Below are 15,223 nucleotides of genomic sequence, written 5' to 3' on the forward strand. Positions count from 1 at the left end.
GGGACGTGTTTTCAGAAGGGCGTGCTTCGGGGCGGGCGTGCTTCAGGCCGAGCCGAACGCGGCGGCCCGCGCGGCGGTGAACGCCCCGTACGGATCACGGTCCGGGTAGGACCAGGGGGCCGGGGTCGCGTGCCGTCCGATGCGGTGGAAGAGCGCGGCGGCTTCGGCCGCCCTGCCCTCGCAGGACTTCGCGTGGGCAAGGAAGTTGAGGTCGACGTGGCAGCGGGGGTGGCCGGGGTCGTCGGGCGTCTCCCACTCCAGCCACCAGTCGAAGGCGACCTTCATGACGCCGCGGGCGCGCCGCCCGACCCAGTGACCGGACGCGGCCGGGTCGGCGGACTCCAGGCCCGCGGCGGCGAGGACGCGGTAGCGCTCGGCGTGCGCGACGACGGGCAGGACCGCGAGCGGCGAGTCGGCGGGGGCCTGTTCGGCGGCCCAGGACGCGAAGTCGTACACCTCGTGCATCGGGTCCTGGCCCGCGCCGGGGCGCCGCTCGGCGAGCCGGGCCACCATCAGGTGGTGGGCGTGGTGGTGCTCGGGGTGGCGGTGCCGGATCTCGTCGAAGAGGCGCACGACGTCCTCCTCGTGGCCCAGTGAGCGTTCGAGGATGAGCAGCGCGAGCCAGGGCGTGGGGTCGGCGGGCCTGCGGGCGGCGGCCTCGCGGCACCGCTCGCGCACCTTGTCCGAACGCTCCTTGCCGCGCAGCGCCTTGTGCACGGCGGCGAAGGCGAGCAGCACCTCGGCGTCGTGGCTCTCAGGCTCCGCGAGCCGCCAGTCGCGCGCCCAGGCGGTGGTGGTGGGTTCCTGTCCGAGGACGTCGAGGCGGTGTCCCCTGAGGTCCCAGTCGTCGCCGGTGGCGGCGAGGAGCGCGCGGACCTCGGTCCAGCGGCCCTGCGCCAATGCCGTGCGGGCAGCGACGAGTTCGGCGTCGTCGAGCGCGGCGTCGAAGGCGTGCCCCGCGGCTTTTTTGCGGGAACGACCCAGTGGGGGCGGGGGTGGTGGCACCGCGGGACGTCCTCCCGGCGCGGCTTGCGAGCGGATGATCACGCACAGCAAAGCGGTAGGTACCGCTCCACGTCAAGGCCCGGCGGTCCCACGCTCTTCACCAACTCATTTCAAAATCCTCAGACTTCGCCCGTCACCTGGGCGAACTCGCCTACCTCACTTCGTTGAAGAGCCACTCGAATTTCACTGGACCTCCCCTCGCGTTCCGCTCAATTCACCGCCCGGGCGGCGGCGCGGCCCGCCGTGCGCCCCGAGAAGAGACAGCCGCCGAGGAACGTTCCTTCGAGCGAGCGGTAGCCGTGCACTCCCCCGCCGCCGAATCCGGCGGCCTCCCCGGCCGCGTACACACCCGGCAGGGGCGTGCCGCCGTCGGTCAGGACGCGCGAGGAGAGGTCCGTCTCCAGGCCGCCGAGGGTCTTGCGGGTCAGGATGTTCAGGCGGACGGCGACGAGCGGGCCCGCCTTCGGGTCCAGGATGCGGTGCGGGGCGGCGGCCCGGATGAGCCGGTCGCCGAGGAACTTACGGGCGCCGCGGACGGCCATCACCTGGAGGTCCTTGGTGAAGGGGTTGGCGATCTCGCGGTCGCGCGCGGCGATGGTGCGGCGCAGGGTGTCCTCGTCGATGAGGGGCTTCTGGGTGAGCGCGTTCATGCCGCGGACGAGGGCGCCCAGGTCCTTCTCCACCACGAAGTCGACGCCGTGGTCCATGAACGCCTTGACGGGTCCCGGCACTTCGGCGCGGGCCCGGTCGATGACGCCGCGCACGGACTTGCCGGTCAGGTCGGGGTTCTGCTCCGACCCGCTGAGGGTGAACTCCTTGCCGATGATGCGCTGGTTGAGCACGAACCACGTGTAGTCGTGCCCGGTCTTCATGATGTGTTCGAGGGTGCCGAGCGTGTCGAAGCCGGGGAAGAGCGGCACGGGCAGCCGGTCGCCCCGCGCGTCGAGCCACAGGGAGGAGGGGCCAGGCAGGATGCGGATGCCGTGCCGGTCCCAGATGGGGTTCCAGTTCTGGATGCCCTCGGTGTAGTGCCACATGCGGTCGCGGTTGATGAGGTGCGCCCCCGCGTCCTCGGCGATGCCGAGCATCTTCCCGTCCACGTGGGCGGGGACTCCGGAGATCATCTTCTGGGGCGGGGTGCCGAGCCGCTCGGGCCAGTTGGCGCGTACGAGGTCGTGGTTGCCGCCGATGCCGCCGGAGGTGACGATCACCGCCTGGGCCCGGAACTCGAAGTCGCCGGTCACCACGCGGCTGCTGGCCTCGCCCCGCTCGACGCCCGACGGTTCGAGGACCTCGCCGGTGACCGTGTCGACACTGCCCGCGCTGCGCGAGAGCCCCGTGACGCGGTGCCGGAACTTCAGCTGGACCAGGCCCCGCGCGGCCCCGTCCCGCACCCGCCGCACGAACGGTTCGAGCAGCCCCGGGCCCGTGCCCCAGGTGATGTGGAAGCGCGGCACCGAGTTCCCGTGCCCCTGCGCGTCGTACCCGCCGCGCTCGGCCCAGCCCACGACGGGGAAGAACCTGACGCCCTGCCCGTGCAGCCAGGACCGCTTCTCCCCGGCCGCGAAGTCGACGTACGCCTCCGCCCACTTCCGCGGCCAGTGGTCCTCCGGACGGTCGAACGCCGCCGTGCCCATCCAGTCCTGGAGGGCGAGCGCGTGGGAGTCCTTGATCCGCAACCGGCGCTGCTCGGGCGAGTCCACGAAGAACAGGCCGCCGAAGGACCAGTGCGCCTGACCGCCGATCGCGTGCTCGGGCTCCTGGTCGACGAGGATGACCCGGCGCCCCGCGTCCACGAGTTCCGCGGTCGCCGCGAGTCCGGCGAGCCCTGCCCCGATCACGATCACATCTGCGTCGTACGCCATTGAGGTCGTCCTCCTCGACAAGGTCCCGCAACGTTACTGGTGGGTCATCTCACGCTCAGGTCAGATCCTGGATAGCGGAGTGACGGACGTCAACCGACAGAGGGGGAGAGTTCGTCAAGCTCCGGTGCCCGGCGCGGGCGGGCGGCCGCTATCGTCGGCCAGACCCCGTACTCCGCTTCGTCTGTCTGGTGCGTGACGTGTCGGTCCTGGTTCTCGTCCTCGCGGTCGGCGCCGCCTGCTGCCTCGGTTTCGGCTTCGTCCTCCAGCAGAACGTGGCCAGGCACGCCCCCCTGAGCGACTTCCTCTCGCCGCGCCTGCTGCTCGACCTGGTGCGGGTGCCCCGCTGGCTGGCCGGGATCGGCCTGATGGCGTGCGGCATGGCCCTCGGCGCGATCGCCCTCGGACACGGCGAGGTCTCCCTCGTCGAGCCGCTCCTCGCCACGAACCTGCTCTTCGCCCTCGGCCTCTCCCGCCACCAGACGAAGCAGCCGCTGGGGCGTCAGGGGTGGGCGGGGCTCGCGCTGCTCGCGGGCGGCGTCACCGCGTTCATCGTGGCCGGTGAGCCCCGGGGCGGCGAGGCCGTGACCGATCCGGTGCGGCACTGGCTGATCATCGGCGTGATGGTCGGCGGGGCGCTGCTCATGACGGCGTACGCGAAGAGGTCCCGCCTCTACGCCGGGCCCGTGCTGCTCGCGGTCGCGGCCGGGCTGCTGTACGGCGTGCAGGACGCGTTGACGCGGGTGAGCGGGCAGCGGCTCTCCGCGGGCGGGTTCGAGATGCTGCTCACCGGGTGGCAGCCGTACGGGGTGCTCGTGCTCGGCGTGGCGGGGCTCGTCCTCGTGCAGAGCGCCTTCGAGACGGCGCCGCTGCGGATGTCGCTGCCCGCGCTCACGGCCGCGCAGCCGCTGGCCGGTATCGCCTGCGGCGTCGGCTTCCTCGGCGACCGGCTGCGCGCCGACGCGGGGGCGCTGGCCTGGGAGGCGGCGGGCCTCGCGGCGATCGTGGCGGGTGTGGTGCTGCTCGGGCTGCACCCCGCCATGCCTGGGGCTGGGCGCGGGCCGGAGCGGGTTCTTGTGGCGTCGGCGGCGAGTCGGGGTGGGCGTTGGCGGCGATGAGGGCTGGCGTCGGCCTGTGCTGAGGTCTGTCACCGGCTTCGCCGAGTCCGTCCTCGAACGCCGGACGGGCTGAGACCTTCCGGACAGGCTGGGAGTGCCTCCCGCTCGCGTTTTAATAATGCCCAGCATTACAGTGAAGCCATGGCCAGAACCTCAGGTCCCGAGACCCGGGAGAAGCTCATCCGTGCCGGGGAGGAGGTCTTCGCCGCTCAGGGCGTCGACGGTGCCCAGCTGCGGGACATCGTCCGCATCGCGGGGCAGAGCAATCCCTCCGCCGTGCAGTACCACTTCGGCTCCCGCGGCGGTCTCCTCGACGCCGTGATGGCCGCCCGGCAGCAACGCACCGAGCAGGTGCTCACCGCCGAGCTCGCCCGCCACGACGGCGACGACAGCGGCGACGACGGCGAGCTCGGGCTGCACGCGCTGCTCACCGCCCTCGTCCGCACCGAGGCCACCGAGCTCCGCACCGAGCGGGGGCGGCGCTGTCTGCGCATCTCCGCCCAGCTCAGCCACGAGAGCGGCGTCCGCACCCGCACTCCGCATCCCACGCTCGACGGCACCGTCTACTGGACGCTGATCGGGCTCCTCGAAGACCGCCTGGTGGCCCTCTCCCCCGCGCTGCCCGAGCCGCTCCGCCTGGAACGGCTCGATCTCGCGCTCACGATGGTCGGCGCCGCCCTGGGCGACCGCGCCCGCCAGTATCTGGCCGACATCACCCCTCTGACCGGCGAGGACGTCTTCCTGGCCGATCTCGTCGAGACCACCGCAGCCCTGCTGCGGGCCCCGCACCCCACCTCTGGAGACCCCTCATGAGCCAGCACGACCTCACCGGCCGGACCGTCATCATCACCGGCGCCGCGCGCGGCCTCGGCGCCGAGGCCGCGCGCCAGGCCGTCGCCGCGGGCGCCAACGTCGTCCTCACCGACGTGCTGGACGAGGAGGGCAAGGCCACCGCGGCCGAGCTCGGCGAGCGCGCCCGGTTCGCGCACCACGACGTGACGTCCGAGGAGGACTGGCAGCGCGTCACCGACCTGGCGGTCGCCGAGTTCGGCGGCGTCCACGGCCTGGTGAACAACGCCGGGATATCCACCGGCCAGTTCCTGGAGTCGGAGTCCGTCGAGCACTTCCGCAAGGTCCTCGACATCAACCTCACCGGCGTCTTCATCGGCATGAAGACCGTCGTGCCCGCCATGAAGGAGGCCGGGGGCGGCTCCATCGTCAACATCTCCTCGGCCGCGGGTCTGATGGGCCTCGCCCTCACCGCGGGGTACGGCGCGTCGAAGTGGGGCGTGCGCGGCCTCACCAAGATCGGCGCGGTGGAGCTCGGCACGGCCCGCATCCGCGTCAACTCCGTCCACCCCGGCATGACGTACACCCCGATGACCGCCCAGGTCGGCATCGAGAAGGGCGAGGGCAACTACCCCAACACCCCGATGGGCCGGGTCGGCGAGCCGCACGAGATCGCGGGCGCCATGGTCTTCCTGCTCTCCGACGCCGCCTCCTACGTGACGGGCGCGGAGCTCGCCGTCGACGGCGGCTGGACGGCCGGGCCCACGGTGAAGTACGTCATGGGGCAGTGAGCCCCCGCCGCCCGGCGGACCCCACCGCCCGGCGTTGCTGTTGGATGGCCGTATGACGGCGAGCAGCGGGCCCGTGCCCGACCCCAGCGAAGAGATGATCACCATCGTCGACGAGAACGACGAGGTGGTCGGCGAGGCCGCGCGCGGTGAGGCGTATGCGCGCGGGCTGCGCCACCGCTGCACGTTCATCCTGGCGCGCGACGCCGAGGGCCGCGTCTTCGTGCACCGCCGCACCCCCGTCAAGCTGGTGTTCCCCTCGCTGTACGACATGTTCGTCGGGGGTGTGGTCGGGGCCGGGGAGTCCTACGACGACGCGGCGCTGCGCGAGGCTGAGGAGGAGCTCGGCGTCCACGGACTGCCGCGCCCCACGCCGCTGTTCAAGTTCCTGTACGACGACGGCGCGGGGAAGTCCTGGTGGTCGTACCTCTACGAGGTGCGCTGCGACCTGCCCGTGCGGCCGCAGGTCGAGGAGGTCGCCTGGCACGCCTTCATCACGGAGGACGAGCTGGAGCGGCGGCTCGGCGAGTGGGAGTGGGTGCCGGACGGGCTCGACGCCTACCACCGGCTGAGGGCCTTCCGCGCGGCCTGACCGGCCTGTCTTGATCGACACGGCCTATGGTGCGGCCGTGAGCAATTTCGTACAGAGCCTGAAGCTGTGGTTCGCGCCCGAGCGCATCCGCGACGACGGCGACACCCCCGACTACCGCTTCTCCCTCGCCAACGAACGCACCTTCCTCGCCTGGCTGCGCACCGCGCTCGCGCTGATCGGCGGCGGCTTCGCCGTGGACCAGTTCCTGCCGGACCTGCGCTGGGGGTGGCGGATCGGGCTCGCGCTCACGCTGCTCGCCGCGGGTGTCCTGTGCTCGCTGCGCGCGGTCAACCACTGGGTGCGCTGCGAGCGGGCCATGCGGCGCGGCGAGGACCTGCCGACCAGCCGCTTCCCGACGGTGCTGAGCCTGGCGGTCGCGGTGGTCGCGGTCGCCATGGTGGTGGTCGTGCTCTTCGGGTGGGAGGGGTGACGCAGGCCCACCGGGGCCCCGGGCAGGTCCGGGATCCCGGGCTGCAGCCGGAGCGGACCCGTCTGGCGTGGCGGCGTACGACCCTCTCGTGCACGGTGGCCGCGGTGCTCGCCGCCCGCGCGGTGCTGCACGGCGGGGCCACCGCGCTCTCCGTGCTGGCCTGCGCGCTGTGCCTGCTGCTCTGGCTTGGCTTCCTGGCGGTGGCGCACCACAGGATGATCACGCTGACGGCGCCCCGGCCCCGGGTGATGTCGCTCCGGGCGGCGCGGGCCGCCGCGCTGTGCACCTTCGCGCTGGCGGTGTGCGCGGTGGTGATGCTCCTCTGAGGAGTGCGGCCGGACCGGTCAAGCGGCCTCAGTCCGCCCAATCCACCGTCACGACGATCTTTCCGCGGGCCCGGCCCTCCGCGCTCAGCCGGTGCGCGTCGGCCGCCCGCTCCAGCGGGAACGTCTCGTCGACGTGGACGGTCACGACGTCCTGCTCGGCGAGCTCGGACAGGCGCTGGAGGTCGGCGGCGACGGGACGTACGAAGCAGTAGTGGCCGCCGAGCCCGATCACCCCGCCGTCCGCGATGGACGCGAGGCGGCCGCCTGGCGCGAGGAGCTCCGCGGACGCCTTGAGCGTGTCGCCGCCCACCGTGTCGAAGGCCGCGTCGACGCCCTCGGGAGCCAGCCCGCGGACCCGCTCCACAAGACCGTCCCCGTACGTGACCGGCTCGGCGCCCAGCTCGCGCAGGAAGTCGTGGTTGCGTTCGCTCGCGGTGCCGATGACGCGGGCGCCCGCGTGCCGGGCGAGCTGCACCGCGATCGAGCCGACGCCGCCCGCCGCCGCGTGCACGAGGACGACGTCGCCCTCGGTCACCTCCAGCGCCTGGGTGATGACCTGGTAGGCGGTGAGTCCGGCGAGCGGCAGCCCCGCGGCCTCCTCGAAGGTGAGGTTGCGCGGCTTGCGGGCGAGGGTGCGGACGGGCGCCGCGACGTACTCGGCGAAGGTGCCGCGGGAGAGGAAGTCCTCGCGCACATAGCCGATGACCTCGTCCCCTACGGCGTACTCCGGGGCGGCGGCGCCCGGTTGCACCACCACTCCGGAGACGTCCCAGCCGGGGATCACGGGGAAGACCGGGTCCAGGATGCCGTCGAGGTGGCCGTCCCGGCACTTCCAGTCGACGGGGTTCACCGCGGCGGCCCGCACCTTCACCAGGACGGAGTCGGGGCCGACCTTGGGGTCGCGCACCTCTCCGTACTCCAGGACTTCGGGTCCGCCGTAGCTGCGGTAGCTGATCGCCTTCATGGGGGTCGCCTTCGCGGAGGTCAGGGAAACACCGACGAGCCTGACAAGACTCCCATACCGGATATAGCGGGGCATCGGGGGCTAGCCTGAGAGGGTCAACAGAGGGTCCCCCTCCCGGAAGCCACAGAAGGTGCGCGTCATGACCACGCTCCACCACGAACACCCGGTGCACGACCACGTCCACGGCCCGGCCTGCGGTCACCCCGAGGTGCCGCACGGCGACCACGTCGACTACGCGCACGACGGCCACATGCACCGTCTGCACTCCGACCACTACGACGAGTGCGAGCCGACCGGCCACACCGCCCACCAGGGCCACGACCACCAGCACGGGGACGGCTGCGGCCACGACTCCGTGACGCACGGTGACCACGTCGACTATCTGCACGACGGGCACCGGCACGCGCCGCACGACGGGCACTGGGACGACCACTGAGCTCTCCGGCCGCGCCCCACGACGGGGCGCGGTAGCCTCTGGACGGCATACCGACTGGTCGGCATCATGTAGTGGCACGCCCGCCACCCCGTAGTGGCACGCCACCACCACGCCGATCAGGAGCGAAGATGAGCTCAGACCACCCGCCGGGCCTCGACCTCGACCAGTTGCGCGGCCACCTCGACCGCGAGCGGCCCGGTCTGGTCGGCGGCCCGCTCACCGCCCGGCTCATCGAGGGCGGCCGCTCCAACCTCACGTACGCCGTCACGGACGGCACGTCGCGCTGGGTGGTCCGGCGCCCCCCGCTCGGCCATGTCCTTGCCACCGCGCACGACATGAAGCGCGAGCACCGGGTGATCGCGGCGCTGCACCCGACGGACGTGCCGGTGCCCACCCCCGTCCTGCTCTGCGAGGACGACTCCGTCATCGGGTCGCCCTTCTACGTGATGGAGTTCGTGGACGGAACCCCGTACCGCACCGCCGAGGAGCTCGCGCCGCTCGGACCCGAGCGCACCCGTGACGCGGTGCTCGGCCTCGTGGACACCCTCGTCGATCTGCACGCCGTCGACCCGGCGGCGGTCGGGCTCGGCGACTTCGGGCGCCCCGAAGGGTTCCTGGACCGGCAGCTGCGCCGCTGGGGCAAGCAGCTCGACGCGTCGCGCAACCGCGAGCTCGCCGGAATCGACGAGCTGCACGCGGCGCTCGGGCGCGCGCTCCCCGACTCCCCCGCGCCCACCGTCGTCCACGGCGACTACCGCCTGGACAACGTGCTGATCGGCGAGGACCACCGGATCAAGGCCATCCTCGACTGGGAGATGTCCACGCTCGGCGATCCGCTCACCGACCTGGGCCTGCTCGTGATGTACAGCGCGAAGCTGGAGGTGCCCGACTCCCCCGTCAGCACCACGGCGGGCGCGCCGGGCCACCCGGACCCGGCCGAGCTCGTCGAGCGGTACGCCGCGCGCTCGGGGCGCGACGTGTCGGCCGTCTCCTGGTACACGGCGTTCGCCTGGTTCAAGCTCGCCGTGATCCTGGAGGGCATCCACTACCGCTACACGCTGGGCCAGACGGTCGGCGCGGGCTTCGACCGGATCGGCGAGCTGGTGCCCGTGTTCATCGAGCACGGCCGCACCACGCTCCAGGGACAGGAAGGCTGAGACAGAGCCATGGACTTCGCATTCGACGCCCGCACCGAAGAGCTGCGCGGCAAGCTGCTCGCCTTCATGGACGACCACGTGTACCCGGCCGAGGCCGTCGCCGACGAGCAGCGGGCCGCGCTCGCCTCGCCGTGGGACACCCCGGCGGTGGTCGGGGAGCTGAAGGCCGAGGCCCGCAGGCAGGGCCTCTGGAACCTGTTCTTGCCCGATGCCGAGCACGGGGCGGGTCTCACCAACCTCCAGTACGCGCCGCTGGCCGAGATCACCGGCCGCTCCCCGCAGTTGGCGCCCACCGCGCTGAACTGCGCGGCGCCCGACACCGGCAACATGGAGGTGCTCGCGCAGTTCGGCAGCGAGGCGCAGCAGAAGCAGTGGCTGGAGCCGCTGCTCGCCGGTGAGATCCGCTCGGCGTTCGCGATGACCGAGCCGGAGGTGGCCTCCTCCGACGCCACGAACATCACCACGCGCATCGAGCGCGACGGCGACGAGTACGTCATCAGCGGGCGCAAGTGGTACATATCCGGGGCGATGAACCCGGACTGCAAGATCTTCATCGTGATGGGCAAGACAGCGACTGCCGAGGGCCCTGACGGCGCCGACATCCGCCGCCAGCAGTCCATGGTCCTCGTCCCGCGCGACACCCCGGGCCTCGAAGTCCGGCGCGCCATGCAGGTGTACGGCTACGAGGACCACTCCCACGGCGGTCACGCCGAGGTCGTCTTCGACCGCGTCCGCGTCCCCGCGTCGAACGTGATCGGCGAGGAGGGCGGCGGCTTCGCCATCGCGCAGGCGCGGCTCGGTCCCGGCCGCATCCACCACTGCATGCGGCTGATCGGCATGGCGGAGCGGGCCATCGAGCTGATGTGCAGGCGGGCCGTGTCGCGCACGGCGTTCGGGAAGCCGCTCGCCCAGCAGGGCGTCGTGCAGGAGTGGATCGCGGACGCGCGGGTCGCCGTGGAGCAGCTGCGCCTGCTGGTCCTGAAGACGGCCTGGCTGATGGACACCGTCGGCAACAAGGGTGCGCACACGGAGATCCAGTCCATCAAGATCGCGACGCCGCGCGCGGTGGTGGACATCCTCGACCGGGCGGTGCAGCTGCACGGCGCGGGAGGTGTGAGCCAGGACTTCCCGCTCGCCGAGCTGTGGGCCGCGGCGAGGACGCTGCGCTTGGCGGACGGGCCGGACGAGGTGCACCAGCGGTCCCTCGCCCGGCGGGAGCTGAAGCGGTACGTGTAGCGCCCCTGCGGGGCACGCCCCCTACGGGGCCCGCAGGGCCCTCAGGAGGAGGTCTGCCAGGTGGTCGGCCACCTGTTGCGGGGTCAGCGGGCCGTCGGGCCGGTACCACGTGGACAGGTGGTGGACCGAGCCGAAGTGGTAGTCCACCACCAGGTCCGCCGGGGTCGCCGTGGCGAAGACGCCCGACTCCTGGCCCTCCTCGATCAGGGCCCGGAACCGCTCGTGGTAGCGGCGCCGCTCGGCCCGGACCTGCTTGTTCTTCTCCGGGCTCAGGTGGTGCATGGAGCGGAAGAAGATCGACGCGTCGTCGAGGTTGTCGATGGTGCTGACCACGACGTCCGCCGCGGCGTCGCGGACCCGCTCGGCGACCGGCGCGTCCGCGTCCGCGATGGCGTCGAGCCGCTCCTGCTGGACGCGGAGCAGCCGGGCGTAGACCTCGTGGAGCAGGTCGTCCTTGGAGCCGAAGTAGTGGTAGAGCGCGCCCTTGGTGACCCCGGCCGCCTCGACGATCTCCTGCACCGACGTGCGGTCGTAGCCCTGGTCGGCGAAGAGCCTGGTGGCGGCGGCGAGGAGCCGCTGCGGTACGGGCGTGCCGTCACCGTCCGTCGTTCGGGCCACTGCCGCCACCTGCCTTTCGGGTCACTTGCCGTTTCGTGGGCGGGAACGCAGTTCCCGCCGGAGGATCTTCCCACTTGTCGTCTTCGGCAACTCCTCCAGTACCTCGACCTCGCGCGGATATTTGTACGCGGCGAGCCGTTCCTTGCAGTACGCGGTCAGGTCGGCGGGGCCTGTGCCGCTGCCGGGGCGGAGGCTGACGTACGCCTTCACGGTCTCTCCGCGGTAGCTGTCGGGGATCCCGACGACGGCCGCCTCGCGGACCGCGGGGTGGGTGTAGAGGACGTCCTCGACCTCGCGCGGCCACACCTTGAAGCCGGACGCGTTGATCATGTCCTTCTTGCGGTCGACGACGTAGAGCCAGCCCGCCGGGTCCATGAACCCGATGTCGCCGGTGCGCAGTTCCCCGTCGGGGAAGGCCTCGGCGGTGGCGTCAGGCCGCTGCCAGTAGCCCGGGACCACCTGGGGCCCGCGGACGACGATCTCGCCGTGCTCCCCGAACGGCACCTCTTCGCCGAGGTCGTCCAGGATGCGTACGACCGTCTCGGGACCCGGGACGCCGACGGCCAGGGTGCCGGATACCGGGTCGACGGGGGCCTCCTGGCCCGGCGGCACGGAGGCGCAGGGCGCGGTGCACTCGGTGAGGCCGTAGCCGTTGTGGAGGTAGGGGCCGAAGGCCGCGCGGAACTTCTCGACGAGGGCCGGGGGCAGCGGCGCGCCGCCGGAGGAGATCATCGAGAAGGAGTCGAAGTGGGCGCGGGTCACCGAGGGGTGGGCGGCGAGCGCCATGAAGGCGGTGGAGGGGCCGACCGTGTAGGCGGGCCGGTGCTCGGCGAAGGCGTCCAGGACCACCCCGGCCTCGAAGCGGTAGGCGAGCGCGAGCGTGCCCGCGTTGGCGATGCACGCGGCGACCTGCGCGACCATGCCGGTGATGTGGAAGAGCGGCGCCATCGCGAAGTAGCAGGCGCCTTCCGGTATCCCGGATCCGGTGCGCTGGCGCTCCGCGTTGTAGGTGATGTTGCCGTGGGTGTTCATGGCGCCCTTGGGGGTGCCGCTGGTGCCCGATGTGTAGCTGATCAGCGCCACGTCGGAGGGGGCGAGGGCGCGGTCGTCCGGGGCCGGGAGGCCCTGGCGCGCGACCGCGGTCAGGTCGTCGGCGTCGGCGGCGGCCGGGAGGCGCTCGAAGTCGAGGACGCGGGTGTCGTTGCGGGTCTGCAGGTCGAGCTGGCAGGCGGTGAGGACGACACGGACCGGCGAGTCGGCCGCGGTGTCGCGCAGATACGTCTCCCAGGCGCGGTCCGAGCAGATCAGCGCGGTCACTCCGGCGTCCGCGAGGACGTGTCCGACCTCCGCCGACCGGTACATGGGGTTGACGGGGACGACGGTGGCGCCCGCTTTCCAGGCGCCGAGGAGCGCGAGCACGAAGTGCGGGGTGTTCTGCAGGAGGATCGCGACGCGGTCGCCGCGGGCGACGCCGCGGGCGGCGAGGTGTCCGGCGACGGAGTCGCTGAGGGCGTCGGTCTCGCGGTAGCTCAGGCGGCCGTCGAAGTAGGCGAGGGCGGTGTGCTCGGGGGCCCGGGCGACGGCGTCGCGGAACGCGTCGGGCACGGAGGCGGCGGGGTGCACGGGGCCACGCTGGACGTCGTTGAGCCGGGCCAGCCAGGGCTTGGCCGCGTACGGGGACCCGGTGGGCGTGAGGTCGTTCACCGCTCGGTCTCCTCCCACTTCTGCTGGATGTGGTTCATGCCCTTCAGCCACTTGTCGGGGGTCTCGGCGCGGGCCCGGTAGTACGCGGCCACCTCGGGGTGCGGCAGGACCAGGAAGCGGTCCTCCGCCATGCCCTCGAAGAGCGCGGCAGCGACGTCGTCCGGCTCGATGGCGGTGGGGGTGAGCACGAGGTCGCCCGCGGTGCCGGTGGCGGCGAGCATGTCGGTGCGGACGCCCTGCGGGCAGATCGCGTGGACCTTGATGCCGCGGTGGCGGTACGTGAGGGAGAGCCACTCGGCGAAGGCGTACGCGCCGTGCTTGGTGACGCTGTAGGGCGCGGCGCCGATCATGGTGAGCAGACCGGCGGCGGAGACGGTGGAGACGAAGCGGCCGCTGCCGCGCTCCAGCCAGTCGGGGAGCAGTTCGTGGGCTGCCCGCACATGGGCCATCACGTTGACGTCCCAGGCGGCGGCCCAGACCTCCTCGGGCGCCGCCTCGCTGCCGCCGGAGCCGAGCCCGGCGTTGGCGCAGTACACGTCGACGGTGCCGCCGAGCGCCTCGCGGGCCTGCGGCACGATCGTGGACGCGTCGCCCGGCACGGCGATGCCGCCGATCTCGTCGGCGACGGTCTTCGCCTTGGCGCCGTCCAGGTCGTTGACGACGACGCGCGCCCCCTCGGCGGCGAAGCGGCGGGCCAGCGCGGCCCCGATGCCGCCCCCTCCGCCCGTGACGACGACTGCCTTGTTCTGGAGGGTTTCCACGATCGTTCTCCTTCGGCCCGCGGCTCGGCTTCGCTGGCAGACTAACCAGTCGGTATGTCGTGGCGAAAGGGGGGCGGACGGCCCGGGTTCGCTTCTTTTCGGCCTGGTCGGCACTAGCGTGCGGGGCCATGAACCTCTCCAGGCGAGGGCTGCTCGCCGCCACCGCGGGCACCGCCACGGCCCCTCGGGGAACCGGTGCGCGGCCGCTGCGCACCGGCTTCGAGCGCCTGGCCGCCGACGGCTACGCGCTCCTCGCAGGGCGGCGCGTCGGCGTCATCACCAACCCCACGGGGGTGACCCGCGAAGCCCGCCACGTCGTGGACGTCCTGCACGCCGACGAGCGGGTGGACGTGGTCGCCGTGTTCGGCCCCGAGCACGGCTTCCGCGGGACCGCGCAGGCGGGCGGCTCCGAGGGGCGGCACGACGACCCGGCGACCGGGCTGCCCGTCCACGACACGTACCGAAAGAGCGGCAGGGAGCTGGCGGACGTCTTCGCCCGCTCGGGCGCGGACACGCTCGTCTTCGACATCCAGGACGTGGGCGCCCGCTTCTACACGTACATCTGGACGCTGTACGACTGCATGGTGGCCGCGCGGCGGGCCGGGCTGCGCTTCGTGGTCCTGGACCGGCCGAATCCGGTGACCGGCGGGGAGGCGCACGGGCCGGTCCTGGCCCGGGGGTTCGCGAGCTTCGTGGGGCGCGAGCCGATCGCGCAGGCGCACGGGATGACGGTCGCGGAGCTCGCGCTGCTGTTCAACGGCGAGTTCCTGGAGCGCCCCGTCGAGCTGGAGACGGTGCTGATGCAGGGGTGGCGGCGCGGCGACTTCTTCGACGCCTCGGGGCTGCCGTGGGTGCCGCCGAGCCCGAACATGCCGACGCCCGACACCGCTCTCGTCTACGCGGGCACCTGTCTGTTCGAGGGCACGAACCTCTCGGAGGGGCGGGGCACCGCACGGCCCTTCGAGCTGCTCGGCGCCGCGGGCATCGACCGGCGGTGGGCGGCGGCGCTGGGCACGCTCGGCCTGCCCGGCGTGCACTTCAGGGAGGCCTACTTCGCCCCCACCTTCTCCAAGTTCCGGGGGAAGACCATCGGCGGCGTCCAGCTCCACGTGCACGACCGGGAGTCGTACGACCCGGTGCGCACCGGCATCGCGCTCCTGGTGACGGCCAGGAAGACCTGGAGCGGTTTCGCCTGGCGCCCCGACCACTGGATCGACAGGCTGACGGGGTCGGCGCTGGTGCGCACGATGGTCGACGCGGGCGCGGACACCGACGAGATCACGGGCGCCTGGCAGGACGGACTCGCCCGCTTCCGGGCGGTGCGCCGCCGCTACCTGCGCTACTCCTAGGTGTATTGATCACGAGCGTTGTTAACGCTGGCGGGGCTTGATCATGGCGAAGACCTCCGGTGTGGTGGAGCTGTCTAGGACTGCACCA

16 protein-coding genes are annotated in these 15,223 nt (G+C 72.4%); 10 read left to right on the plus strand and 6 right to left on the minus strand.

What is annotated here, in order from left to right; all coding sequences use genetic code 11:
• Positions 1-42: 42 nt before the first annotated feature.
• Both AC068B_RS40190 and AC068B_RS40195 read right to left on the minus strand, forming a co-directional pair.
• On the minus strand, positions 43-1,005 hold the full coding sequence (locus AC068B_RS40190; RefSeq protein ID WP_478676415.1) for a hypothetical protein: 963 nt from the start codon (positions 1,003-1,005) through the stop codon (positions 43-45).
• A 209-nt stretch (positions 1,006-1,214) separates the two neighbouring features.
• A complete protein-coding gene (locus AC068B_RS40195; protein ID WP_478676416.1) occupies positions 1,215-2,870 on the minus strand; it encodes an FAD-binding dehydrogenase in 1,656 nt (551 codons plus the stop codon).
• 197 nt (positions 2,871-3,067) lie between these two features.
• Here AC068B_RS40195 and AC068B_RS40200 point away from each other — a divergent pair, with 197 nt between their 5' ends.
• The 6 genes from AC068B_RS40200 to AC068B_RS40225 all read left to right on the plus strand — a co-directional run bounded on the left by AC068B_RS40200 (position 3,068) and on the right by AC068B_RS40225 (position 6,910).
• A complete protein-coding gene (locus AC068B_RS40200; protein ID WP_478676417.1) occupies positions 3,068-3,985 on the plus strand; it encodes a DMT family transporter in 918 nt (305 codons plus the stop codon).
• Between the two features lie 141 nt (positions 3,986-4,126).
• Entirely contained in the window at positions 4,127-4,798 is a 672-nt protein-coding gene (locus AC068B_RS40205) for a TetR/AcrR family transcriptional regulator (protein ID WP_478676418.1), read from the plus strand.
• The gene (locus AC068B_RS40210; RefSeq protein ID WP_356258092.1) at positions 4,795-5,565 is read left to right on the plus strand and encodes a glucose 1-dehydrogenase; all 771 of its coding nucleotides are present in this window, start codon (positions 4,795-4,797) and stop codon (positions 5,563-5,565) included. The genes AC068B_RS40205 and AC068B_RS40210 overlap by 4 nt, the downstream gene beginning before the upstream one ends.
• A gap of 52 nt (positions 5,566-5,617) precedes the next feature.
• A complete protein-coding gene (locus AC068B_RS40215; RefSeq protein WP_478676419.1) occupies positions 5,618-6,154 on the plus strand; it encodes an NUDIX hydrolase in 537 nt (178 codons plus the stop codon).
• A gap of 37 nt (positions 6,155-6,191) precedes the next feature.
• Positions 6,192-6,584 carry a YidH family protein gene (locus AC068B_RS40220; RefSeq protein ID WP_478676420.1) on the plus strand — a complete coding sequence of 131 codons (393 nt, stop codon included), beginning with the start codon at positions 6,192-6,194 and terminating at the stop codon, positions 6,582-6,584.
• Positions 6,572-6,910, plus strand: coding sequence for a DUF202 domain-containing protein (locus AC068B_RS40225; protein WP_478676421.1), 339 nt, complete (start codon positions 6,572-6,574; stop codon positions 6,908-6,910). Before AC068B_RS40220 ends, AC068B_RS40225 begins: the two co-directional genes overlap by 13 nt.
• Positions 6,911-6,938: 28 nt before the next feature.
• Here AC068B_RS40225 and AC068B_RS40230 read toward each other — a convergent pair whose 3' ends face one another.
• The gene (locus AC068B_RS40230; protein ID WP_478676422.1) at positions 6,939-7,874 is read right to left on the minus strand and encodes an NADP-dependent oxidoreductase; all 936 of its coding nucleotides are present in this window, start codon (positions 7,872-7,874) and stop codon (positions 6,939-6,941) included.
• A gap of 139 nt (positions 7,875-8,013) precedes the next feature.
• Between AC068B_RS40230 and AC068B_RS40235 the strand changes: the two genes are divergently transcribed.
• From AC068B_RS40235 to AC068B_RS40245, 3 genes are all read left to right on the plus strand, one after another.
• Positions 8,014-8,310, plus strand: a complete 297-nt coding sequence (locus AC068B_RS40235) for a hypothetical protein (RefSeq protein ID WP_356258079.1) — start codon at positions 8,014-8,016, stop codon at positions 8,308-8,310.
• Positions 8,311-8,438: 128 nt separating this feature from the next.
• Positions 8,439-9,467: a phosphotransferase family protein gene (locus AC068B_RS40240; protein WP_468567943.1), complete on the plus strand. Its 1,029-nt coding sequence runs from the start codon at positions 8,439-8,441 to the stop codon at positions 9,465-9,467.
• A gap of 9 nt (positions 9,468-9,476) precedes the next feature.
• Positions 9,477-10,703 carry an acyl-CoA dehydrogenase family protein gene (locus AC068B_RS40245; RefSeq protein ID WP_478676423.1) on the plus strand — a complete coding sequence of 409 codons (1,227 nt, stop codon included), beginning with the start codon at positions 9,477-9,479 and terminating at the stop codon, positions 10,701-10,703.
• 21 nt (positions 10,704-10,724) lie between these two features.
• Here AC068B_RS40245 and AC068B_RS40250 read toward each other — a convergent pair whose 3' ends face one another.
• The 3 genes from AC068B_RS40250 to AC068B_RS40260 are packed head-to-tail and all read right to left on the minus strand — an operon-like array spanning position 10,725 to position 13,789.
• A complete protein-coding gene (locus tag AC068B_RS40250) occupies positions 10,725-11,321 on the minus strand; it encodes a TetR/AcrR family transcriptional regulator (RefSeq protein WP_478676424.1) in 597 nt (198 codons plus the stop codon).
• A gap of 21 nt (positions 11,322-11,342) precedes the next feature.
• Positions 11,343-13,025 carry a class I adenylate-forming enzyme family protein gene (locus tag AC068B_RS40255; protein WP_478676425.1) on the minus strand — a complete coding sequence of 561 codons (1,683 nt, stop codon included), beginning with the start codon at positions 13,023-13,025 and terminating at the stop codon, positions 11,343-11,345.
• Positions 13,022-13,789 carry an SDR family oxidoreductase gene (locus AC068B_RS40260; protein ID WP_478676429.1) on the minus strand — a complete coding sequence of 256 codons (768 nt, stop codon included), beginning with the start codon at positions 13,787-13,789 and terminating at the stop codon, positions 13,022-13,024. Before AC068B_RS40260 ends, AC068B_RS40255 begins: the two co-directional genes overlap by 4 nt.
• A gap of 125 nt (positions 13,790-13,914) precedes the next feature.
• On the opposite strand from AC068B_RS40260, the gene AC068B_RS40265 reads away from it, so the two are divergent.
• A complete protein-coding gene (locus AC068B_RS40265; protein WP_478676426.1) occupies positions 13,915-15,135 on the plus strand; it encodes an exo-beta-N-acetylmuramidase NamZ family protein in 1,221 nt (406 codons plus the stop codon).
• The last annotated feature ends 88 nt before the right edge of the window (positions 15,136-15,223 follow it).

The organism is Streptomyces sp. NPDC042371 (assembly GCF_056437465.1).